This is a genomic window from Ramlibacter sp., from assembly GCF_036676645.1.
Classification (GTDB): domain Bacteria; phylum Pseudomonadota; class Gammaproteobacteria; order Burkholderiales; family Burkholderiaceae_C; genus Ramlibacter.
The window spans coordinates 24,495-30,494 of record NZ_JAKFCM010000019.1; the positions used below are offsets into that span (position 1 = coordinate 24,495).

Sequence of the window (6,000 nt, forward strand, 5' to 3'; positions counted from 1 at the left end):
CGGCGCGGCGCCGGATTTGTAGCAGGAGATCGAAGTGCGAGCGGCGCACTGGGACATCGGACGCGGGGCCGGCGCTCCCGACGATTGCCCGCACAATCCGGCCCGAGGACCACGAGATGAGCACCCATACGATCCGGGTCTGGGACCTTCCCACCCGCCTCTTTCACTGGGCCCTGGTGGCCTGCGTCATCGGCTTGCTGGCGACGGCGTGGGCGCCCGGCTCCTGGATCGAGTGGCATGCCCGCCTGGGCTACGCGGTGCTGGCGCTGCTCGCATTTCGGCTGGCCTGGGGGCTGGTGGGCGGTCGCTGGTCGCGGTTCGCGGCCTTCCTGCACGCACCGGCCCGGGTGGCCGACTACCTGCGCGGCCGCGCCCACCCGGACCAGCTGGTGGGCCACAACCCGCTGGGCGCCGCTTCGGTGCTGGCCATGCTCGGCGCCCTGCTCGCGCAAGTGGGCACCGGCCTGGTGAGCGATGACGAGATCGCCTTCCAGGGACCGCTGAACCGGCTGGTGGAGACCGACACCGGCCTGGCCGCCACCGCCTACCACGCCGACGTGGGCCAATGGCTGCTGGTCGGCCTGGTCGGCCTGCACGTCGCCGCCGTCCTGTTCTACCAGTGGCGCAGGCGGCAGGACCTGGTGGGCCCCATGCTGCGCGGCGACAAGGTGCTGGCCTTCCCGGCGCCGGCTTCGCGCGACGACGCGGCCAGCCGGCTGGCGGCCCTGGGCCTGTTCACGGCGTGCGCCGGTGCGGTCTGGTGGCTGGTGAACTAGCCCTTTGCGGCTGAGCTTGAGCCCGCGCGGCCAGCCGCTAAACTGGCCGGCCCGCCCCTTCTTTCCTGCCACCGAGTGCCAACGGCCGACTTACCCGTCATCGAACTGGTGATCCCCACCAGCGCCGAGGAGCTGGACGCCACGCGAGAGTTGTTCCGGGAGTACGCCCAGGGCCTGGGCGTGGACCTGTGCTTCCAGGGCTTCGAGGAAGAGTTGCAGAGCCTCCCGGGCGACTATGCCCACCCGCGAGGGACGCTGCTGCTGGCGCGGGTGGACGGCGCCCTGGCCGGCTGTTGCGCGCTGCGTCCGCTGGATGCCTGCGACTACCCCGACGCCGCCGAGATGAAACGCCTGTTCGTGCGCAAGGCGTTCCGCGGCTTCGGCCTGGGCCGCCAGCTGGCCGAGGCGATCCTGGATGCGGCGCGCCAGGGCGGCTACGCCTGCGTGCTGCTGGACACGCTGGACGACATGGAGGCCGCCCGGGCGCTGTACGAGGACCTGGGCTTCCAGGCCATCGAGCCGTACTACCACAACCCCATCCCCGGGGCGCACTACCTCAAGGTCGACCTGTGAGGTGCCACCGCCTCTCCCCGCAGGGAGAGGGAAAGGCCATCAGGCCTTCGCCTGCGCCAGCAGCGTGCCGGCGTCGCTCACCTCGAACTTGCCGGGCCCTTCGACGTTGAGCGTCGCGACCTTGCCGTCCTTGACCAGCATGGAGTAGCGGGCGCTGCGCACGCCCATCCCGCGGCCGGTCAGGTCCAGCGTCAGGCCGGTGGCCTTGGCGAAATCGGCACTCCCGTCGCCCAGCATGCGCACCTTGCCGTCGGTCTTCTGGTCGCGCGCCCAGGCGCCCATGACGAAGGCATCGTTGACGCTGACGCACCAGATCTCGTCCACCCCGGCCTTCTTCAGTTCGTCGAACTGCTGCACGTAGCCCGGCACGTGCTTGGCCGAGCAAGTGGGCGTGAAGGCGCCCGGCAGGCCGAACAGCGCGATGGTCTTGCCGGCGGCGGCGGCCTTCACCTTCACGGGGTTGGGGCCGATGCTGCAACCGTTGCCTTCGACTTCCGAGTACTCCTGCAGCGTCACGTCCGGCAGGCTGTCTCCGACCTTGATCATGGGCGATCTCCTGTTACTGGCTGGAAAAAGAAACGGCCCACATTGTGGGCCGTTTCGAATGGGCGCTGCGCCGGGGTGGCTTAGACCGCCGCGGCCTTCTGCAGCAGGCGGGTGGCCACCCAGTTCTTGGTCTTGGAGATCGGCCGGCTTTCGGTGATCTCGACCAGGTCGCCCACGTGGTACTCGCCCTTCTCGTCGTGCGCGTGGTACTTGCTCGAGCGGGCCACGATCTTGCCGTAGAGCTCGTGCTTGACGCGGCGCTCGACCAGGACCGTCACGGTCTTGGCGCGCTTGTCGCTCACCACCTTGCCGACCAGGGTGCGCTTCAGAGAAGTCTTGGCTTCCGTCATGTTCGTCACTCCTTACTTCGCGGATTCGGCGCGCTTCTGGGCCAGGATGGTCTTGGCGCGCGCGATGTCGCGGCGCGTGACGCGCAGCGAGGCGGTGTTGTTCAGTTGCTGCGTGGCCCTCTGCATGCGCAGGCCGAAGTGGGCCCGCTGCAGGTCCTTCACCTCGTTCTCGAGGGCGGCCACGTCCTTCTGGCGCAGGTCGGAAGCTTTGGTCATGTCGGTACCTTCCTCACGCGCCGATCATGCGCGACACGAACGTGGTGCGCAGCGGCAGCTTGGCCGCGGCCAGGCGGAACGCCTCGCGCGCCAGTTCCTCGGGCACGCCCACGATCTCGTACAGCACCTTGCCCGGCTGGATTTCGGCGACGTAGAACTCCGGGTTGCCCTTGCCGTTGCCCATGCGGACCTCGGCCGGCTTCTGCGAAATCGGCTTGTCCGGGAACACGCGGATCCAGATGCGGCCGCCGCGCTTGACGTGGCGGGAGATCGCGCGGCGCGCGGCCTCGATCTGGCGCGCCGTCAGGCGGCCGCGGTCGGTGGACTTCAGGCCGAAGTCACCGAAGGCGACCGTGTTGCCACGCGTCGCGATCCCGGTGTTGCGGCCCTTCTGCTCTTTGCGGTACTTGCGTCGAGCGGGTTGCAGCATGTTTACTCTCCTTTGCCGTCGGCCGCGGGAGCGGCCGGCGCGGCGACCTTGCGGGCCACGCGCTTAACGGCGGGTTTCGGCGCATCCGCGCCTCCAGTTGCCTCTTGGGGCTTGTCGCTGCCGTCGGCGGGCGCGGCGCTGGTGGTGCCGGCACCGGCACCACCGCGCGGGCCGCGCGAGGGGCCGCGGCGGTCGCCGCCGGGGCCGCCACGACCGTCACGGCGCGGGCCGCGCGGGCCGCGGCGCTCCTCGCCCTCGGGGCGCGGCGTCGAGTCCAGCGACGGCGCATCGCTGCGGCCGAGGGTGTCGCCCTTGTAGACCCAGACCTTGACGCCGATGACGCCGTAGGTGGTCTTGGCCTCGGAGAAGCCGTAGTCGATGTCGGCGCGCAGCGTGTGCAGCGGCACGCGACCTTCGCGGTACCACTCGGTGCGCGCGATCTCGATGCCGTTCAGGCGGCCCGACGACATGATCTTGATGCCCTGCGCGCCCAGGCGCATGGCGTTCTGCATCGCGCGCTTCATGGCGCGGCGGAACATGATGCGCTTCTCGAGCTGCTGGGTGATCGAGTCGGCGATCAGCTGGGCATCGACTTCGGGCTTGCGGACTTCCTCGATGTTGACGGCGACCGGCACGCCCAGGCGGGTGGCCAGCTCCTTCTTCAGTGCCTCGATGTCCTCGCCCTTCTTGCCGATCACCACGCCCGGGCGCGCCGAGTAGATGGTGATGCGGGCGTTCTTGGCGGGGCGCTCGATCAGCACGCGCGAGACGGCGGCGTTCTTCAGCTTGCCCTTGAGGTAGTCGCGGACCTTGATGTCCTCGGCGAGCATGCCGGCGAAGTCGCGGTTGTTGGCATACCAGCGGCTGGCCCAGTTGCGGCTGACCGAAAGACGGAAGCCGGTCGGGTGGATTTTCTGTCCCATATTCTTGCCTTGCCTCAGTTGCCGACCGTCACGTACACATGGCACGTGGGCTTGCTGATGCGGTTGCCGCGGCCCTTGGCGCGCGCGGTGAAGCGCTTGAGCGTGGCGCCCTGCTCCACGTAGATGGTCTTGACCTTCAGCTCGTCGATGTCGGCGCCTTCGTTGTGCTCGGCGTTCGCGATCGCGGACTCCAGCACCTTCTTGACCACGAGGGCGGCCTTCTTCTGGGTGAACTCCAGGATGTTCAGCGCCTGGTCCACCTTCTTGCCGCGGATCAGGTCGGCGACCAGCCGGCCCTTGTCGACGGACAGGCGGACGCCGCGGAGGACTGCACGGGTTTCCATGTCTGCTCCTTACTTCTTCTGGACTTTCTTGTCCGCCGGGTGACCCTTGAAGGTGCGCGTCAGGGCGAATTCGCCCAGCTTGTGGCCCACCATCTGGTCGGTGATGTAGACCGGCACGTGCTGCTTGCCGTTGTGCACGGCGATGGTCAGACCGATGAACTCGGGCAGGATCATCGAGCGGCGCGACCAGGTCTTGATCGGTTTCTTGTCCTTGCTGGACACGGCCTTGTCGGCCCTGGCCACCAGGTGGTGGTCCACAAACGGACCCTTCTTGAGAGAACGCGTCATTTGTGCGACCCCTTACTTCTTGCGGCGCGAGACGATGAACGTCTGCGTGCGCTTGTTGTTACGCGTGCGGTAGCCCTTGGTCAGGTTGCCCCACGGATCGACCGGCGGCTTGCCCGTGCCGGTGCGGCCCTCGCCGCCGCCGTGCGGGTGGTCGATCGGGTTCATCGCGACGCCGCGCACCGTCGGACGGATGCCCATGTGGCGCTTGGTGCCGGCCTTGCCGAGCTGGCGCAGGCTGTGCTCTTCGTTGGCCACTTCGCCGATGGTGGCGCGGCACTCGATGTGCACGCGGCGCACCTCGCCGGAGCGCATGCGCACCTGCGCGTAGACGCCCTCGCGGGCCAGCAGCGTCGCCGAGGTGCCGGCCGAGCGCGCGATCTGCGCGCCCTTGCCGGGCTGCAGCTCGATGCAGTGGATGGTCGAGCCCACCGGGATGTTGCGGATCGGCAGGGTGTTGCCGGCGCGGATCGGCGCCTCGGAGCCGGACACCAGCTGCGCGCCGACCTCCAGCCCGCGCGGGGCGATGATGTAGCGGCGCTCGCCGTCGGCGTACACCACCAGGGCGATGTGGGCCGTGCGGTTGGGGTCGTACTCGATGCGCTCCACCTTGGCCGGGATGCCGTCCTTGTTGCGCACGAAGTCCACCACCCGGTAGTGGTGCTTGTGGCCGCCGCCCTTGTGGCGCACGGTGATGTGGCCGTTGTTGTTGCGGCCGGCCTTCTGGAACTTCTTCTCCAGCAGGGGCGCGTACGCCTCACCCTTGTACAGGTGATCGCGCGTGACCTTGACCACGGCACGCTGGCCGGGCGAGGTCGGTTTCATCTTCACGACTGCCATGATTTACGCGGCCTCCCCGGACAGGTTGAGCTCCTGGCCTTCCTTGAGCGTCACGTAGGCCTTGCGGACGTTGTCGCGACGACCCATCGAGCGGCCGAAGCGCTTGGTCTTGCCCTTGGTGTTGACCACCGACACGCCGGTGACCTCGACCTTGAACATCAGTTCGACGGCGGCCTTGATCTCGGGCTTGGTGGCGTCCTGCAGCACCTTGAAGGTGACGGCATTGGTCTTGTCCGCCACGTGCGTCGCCTTCTCGGAGACGACCGGTGCGACCAGCACCTGCATCAGGCGGCCTTCGTCGAACTTGCGTTCGGCGGGAGTGGGGTTCACACGGCTCATGCGAACATCTCCTTGAGCTGGTCGAGGGCGCCCTTGGTGAGCAGCACCTTCTTGAAGTGCACCAGCGACAGCGGATCGGCGTAACGCGGCTCGAGCACGAGCACGTTGGCCAGGTTGCGGGAGGCGAGGTACAGGTTCTCGTCGACTTCCTCGGCGATCACCAGCACCGATTCGAGGTTCATCGCCTTGAACTTCGCGGCCAGCTGCTTGGTCTTGGGCGAGTCCACCTTGAGGGAGTCGACCACGGCCAGGCGCCCTTCGCGGGCCAGCTGGGAGAAGATGGACGCCATGCCGGCGCGGTACATCTTCTTGTTGATCTTCTGGGTGAAGTTCTCTTCCGGGCTGTTCGGGAAGATGCGGCCGCCCCCGCGCCACAGC

Annotated in this window: 12 protein-coding genes; 2 read left to right on the forward strand and 10 right to left on the reverse strand. The window is 68.2% G+C overall.

The genetic code is table 11. The features are described from left to right. Positions 1-116 precede the first annotated feature (116 nt). Together V6M57_RS03980 and V6M57_RS03985 are read left to right on the forward strand one after the other, a co-directional pair. Positions 117-776: a cytochrome b/b6 domain-containing protein gene (locus V6M57_RS03980; protein WP_332813688.1), complete on the forward strand. Its 660-nt coding sequence runs from the start codon at positions 117-119 to the stop codon at positions 774-776. 99 nt (positions 777-875) lie between these two features. After that, positions 876-1,349 carry a GNAT family N-acetyltransferase gene (locus V6M57_RS03985; protein WP_442968776.1) on the forward strand — a complete coding sequence of 158 codons (474 nt, stop codon included), beginning with the start codon at positions 876-878 and terminating at the stop codon, positions 1,347-1,349. Between the two features lie 39 nt (positions 1,350-1,388). On the opposite strand, the gene V6M57_RS03990 is transcribed toward V6M57_RS03985, so the two are convergent. The 10 genes from V6M57_RS03990 to V6M57_RS04035 form a co-directional block, all read right to left on the reverse strand. Then, positions 1,389-1,895, reverse strand: a complete 507-nt coding sequence (locus tag V6M57_RS03990; protein WP_332813690.1) for a peroxiredoxin — start codon at positions 1,893-1,895, stop codon at positions 1,389-1,391. 80 nt (positions 1,896-1,975) lie between these two features. Continuing rightward, a complete protein-coding gene (gene rpsQ / locus V6M57_RS03995; protein ID WP_332813691.1) occupies positions 1,976-2,245 on the reverse strand; it encodes a 30S ribosomal protein S17 in 270 nt (89 codons plus the stop codon). A 12-nt stretch (positions 2,246-2,257) separates the two neighbouring features. Next, positions 2,258-2,461 (reverse strand): 50S ribosomal protein L29, encoded by a 204-nt coding sequence (rpmC, locus tag V6M57_RS04000; protein ID WP_332813692.1) that lies wholly within the window; start codon positions 2,459-2,461, stop codon positions 2,258-2,260. Between the two features lie 13 nt (positions 2,462-2,474). Beyond that, a complete protein-coding gene (gene rplP / locus V6M57_RS04005) occupies positions 2,475-2,891 on the reverse strand; it encodes a 50S ribosomal protein L16 (RefSeq protein WP_324912761.1) in 417 nt (138 codons plus the stop codon). Between the two features lie 2 nt (positions 2,892-2,893). Then, on the reverse strand, positions 2,894-3,814 hold the full coding sequence (gene rpsC, locus V6M57_RS04010; protein WP_332813693.1) for a 30S ribosomal protein S3: 921 nt from the start codon (positions 3,812-3,814) through the stop codon (positions 2,894-2,896). Positions 3,815-3,828: 14 nt separating this feature from the next. Further along, positions 3,829-4,158, reverse strand: a complete 330-nt coding sequence (rplV, locus tag V6M57_RS04015) for a 50S ribosomal protein L22 (RefSeq protein ID WP_332813694.1) — start codon at positions 4,156-4,158, stop codon at positions 3,829-3,831. Positions 4,159-4,167: 9 nt separating this feature from the next. Continuing rightward, entirely contained in the window at positions 4,168-4,446 is a 279-nt protein-coding gene (gene rpsS / locus V6M57_RS04020; protein WP_332813695.1) for a 30S ribosomal protein S19, read from the reverse strand. Positions 4,447-4,458: 12 nt separating this feature from the next. Then, complete coding sequence (gene rplB, locus V6M57_RS04025) at positions 4,459-5,283, reverse strand: 50S ribosomal protein L2 (RefSeq protein WP_332813696.1); 825 nt, start codon at positions 5,281-5,283, stop codon at positions 4,459-4,461. A gap of 3 nt (positions 5,284-5,286) precedes the next feature. Next, positions 5,287-5,622 (reverse strand): 50S ribosomal protein L23, encoded by a 336-nt coding sequence (gene rplW / locus V6M57_RS04030; RefSeq protein WP_332813697.1) that lies wholly within the window; start codon positions 5,620-5,622, stop codon positions 5,287-5,289. Further along, positions 5,619-6,000 (reverse strand): 50S ribosomal protein L4 (locus V6M57_RS04035; RefSeq protein ID WP_332813698.1); only part of this gene is annotated, 382 nt, incomplete at its 5' end. The genes V6M57_RS04035 and rplW, both read right to left, overlap by 4 nt.

Excerpts from the sequence above, each read along its gene's own strand:
- rpsQ (WP_332813691.1), bottom strand. The coding sequence starts at position 2,245 with ATGACGGAAGCCAAGACTTCTCTGAAGCGCACCCTGGTCGGCAAGGTG.
- rpsS (WP_332813695.1), bottom strand. The coding sequence starts at position 4,446 with ATGACGCGTTCTCTCAAGAAGGGTCCGTTTGTGGACCACCACCTGGTG.
- rpmC (WP_332813692.1), bottom strand. The coding sequence starts at position 2,461 with ATGACCAAAGCTTCCGACCTGCGCCAGAAGGACGTGGCCGCCCTCGAG.
- rplB (WP_332813696.1), bottom strand. The coding sequence starts at position 5,283 with ATGGCAGTCGTGAAGATGAAACCGACCTCGCCCGGCCAGCGTGCCGTG.
- rpsC (WP_332813693.1), bottom strand. The coding sequence starts at position 3,814 with ATGGGACAGAAAATCCACCCGACCGGCTTCCGTCTTTCGGTCAGCCGC.
- rplP (WP_324912761.1), bottom strand. The coding sequence starts at position 2,891 with ATGCTGCAACCCGCTCGACGCAAGTACCGCAAAGAGCAGAAGGGCCGC.
- rplW (WP_332813697.1), bottom strand. The coding sequence starts at position 5,622 with ATGAGCCGTGTGAACCCCACTCCCGCCGAACGCAAGTTCGACGAAGGC.
- V6M57_RS03980 (WP_332813688.1), top strand. The coding sequence starts at position 117 with ATGAGCACCCATACGATCCGGGTCTGGGACCTTCCCACCCGCCTCTTT.
- V6M57_RS03990 (WP_332813690.1), bottom strand. The coding sequence starts at position 1,895 with ATGATCAAGGTCGGAGACAGCCTGCCGGACGTGACGCTGCAGGAGTAC.
- rplV (WP_332813694.1), bottom strand. The coding sequence starts at position 4,158 with ATGGAAACCCGTGCAGTCCTCCGCGGCGTCCGCCTGTCCGTCGACAAG.